Source organism: Aldersonia sp. NBC_00410 (assembly GCF_026342035.1).
Taxonomy (GTDB): Bacteria; Actinomycetota; Actinomycetes; order Mycobacteriales; family Mycobacteriaceae; genus Aldersonia.
Window position 1 is genome coordinate 1 of the sequence record NZ_JAPENM010000023.1, and the last position, 2,267, is coordinate 2,267.

1 protein-coding gene is annotated in these 2,267 nt (G+C 67.5%); it reads left to right on the plus strand.

Going from position 1 to position 2,267, the window contains the following annotated elements:
- The coding region (locus OG921_RS26565; RefSeq protein ID WP_266115560.1) for an amino acid adenylation domain-containing protein at window positions 1–2,267 on the plus strand (2,267 nt) is incomplete at both ends.

Sequence of the window (2,267 nt, forward strand, 5' to 3'; positions counted from 1 at the left end):
GAGTTCGTGTTGGTGGTGGTGGTGCATCACATCGCCGGGGACGGTGTCTCGATGGGTCCGTTGGCGCGCGATGTGATGGTGGCCTACGAGTCGCGTACCCGGGGTGAGGTGCCGGGGTGGGCGGCGTTGCCGGTGCAGTACGCCGACTTTGCGTTGTGGCAGCGTGAGGTGCTCGGTTCGGAGGATGATGCCGAGTCGCTGATCGCGGGTCAGGTCGACTACTGGACAACGCAACTCGCGGGTGTGCCCGACGAGCTGGGGTTGCCGTTCGACCGGCCGCGGCCGGTGGTGGCCTCGTATCGGGGCGCGAACGTCGGGTTCGAGATCGACGCCGACCTGCATGCGGGGTTGGTGGATCTTGCGCGCGCGCATGATGCGACGTTGTTCATGGTGGTGCACGCGGGGCTGGCGGTGCTGCTGGCGCGGGTGTCCGGTGGCGAGGATGTGGCGATCGGTTCGCCGATCGCGGGTCGTGGTGAGCGTGAGCTCGATGATTTGATCGGCATGTTCGTCAACACGTTGGTGTTGCGGACCGGTGTCGATGGTGGCGAGTCGGTCACGGATCTGCTTGCGGGCGTCCGCGAAACCGACCTCGGTGCGTTCGGGCATGCGGATGTGCCGTTCGAGCGGTTGGTGGAGATCCTCGATCCGGTCCGGTCCCAGGCGCGCAACCCGTTGTTCCAGGTGATGCTGGCGTTCCAGAACTTCGCGCAGACCGAGTTCACGTTGCCGGGGCTGACGGTGGCCGGGCTGGATGCCGGGGACGCGGCGGTGGCGAAGTTCGATCTGTCGGTGACCGTCGGAGAACGCGACGCCGCGGCGGGTGCGCCATCGGGGTTGGTCGGCAGCATCGTGTACGCGGTCGATCTGTTCGACGAGGCCACGGTCGCCGGTTTCGCGCGGCGCCTGGTGCGGGTGCTCGAGGCGATGGTCGCCGATCCGGTTGCGCCGGTGGGTGATATCGAGATCCTCGAGGCCGGTGAGCAGGCGGCGTTGCTGGCCGCCACGGCGGGGCCGGCTCGCGTGATCGCCGAGGAGTTGCTGCTCGACGGGTTCGAACGTGCTGTCGCGGCCACCCCGGATGCGGTGGCGGTGGTGTTCGAGGGCGAGCAGTTGTCCTACGGCGAGTTCTCGGGTCGGGTGAACCGGCTTGCGCGGCATCTGGTGTCACTGGGTGTGGGTCCGGAGTCGCGGGTTGCGGTGGCGATGCGGCGCGGCACCGATTTGTTGACCGCGATGTACGCGGTGGTCACTGCCGGTGGTGGGTATGTGCCGGTGGATCCGGATCACCCGGCCGAGCGGATCGGGTATGTGTTGGAGTCGGCGGATCCGGTGCTGGTGCTGACGACCAGTCGGGACGGGTTCGATGCGGGGGACAGGTCTGTTCCCGGCGCGGAGCCTGCGGAGCGCCCACTTCTCTGTGTGGACTTGGTGGATGTGTCGGCGTACGCCGATGTGCCGGTGACGGATTCGGATCGGATCGCGCCGTTGCGGGCGGGTAACACGGCGTATGTGTTGTATACGTCGGGGTCGACGGGTCGGCCGAAGGGTGTGGCGGTCACGCATTCGGCGATCGTGAATCAGGTGGCGTGGTTCGCCGAGCGGTTCGATGTGTCCGATTCCGATGTCGTGTTGTGGAAGACGCCGGCGACGTTCGATGCGTCGGTGTGGGAGTTGTTCGTTGCGTTGTCGGTGGGTGCCCGTCTGGTGGTGGCCGAGCCGGAGGGTCATCGTGATCCGGCGTATCTGTCGGCGGTGATCGAGGCCGAGTCGGTGACGGTGGTGCAGTTCGTGCCGGCGATGTTGCCGGTGTTCCTCGCCGAGGTCCCGGCGGGTGGTTATGGGGCGTTGCGGGCGGTGTTCACCGGTGGTGAGGCGCTGCGTGGCGATGTGGCGCAGCAGCTGCGGCTGGCGGTGCCCGGTGTCGAGGTGCACAACTTGTACGGCCCGACCGAGGCGACGGTGCAGGTGAGCAGTCGCACGGTGACTGATGCGGATGTGTCGGTGGTGCCGATCGGGTCGCCGGTGTGGAACACGCAGGTGTTTGTGCTGGATGCGCGGTTGCGGCCGGTCCCGTTCGGGGTCGCGGGTGAGTTGTATGTGGCCGGTGCCCAGTTGGCGCGTGGCTACTTCGGTCGGGCGGACCTGTCCGCGGAGCGGTTCATCGCGGACCCGTTCGGTGCCGGTGGCCGGTTGTACCGCACGGGTGACCTTGTCCGTTGGAAGGCGACGCCGAATTCCCGCTTCGCGAGAAGCGCTGGTGCGGT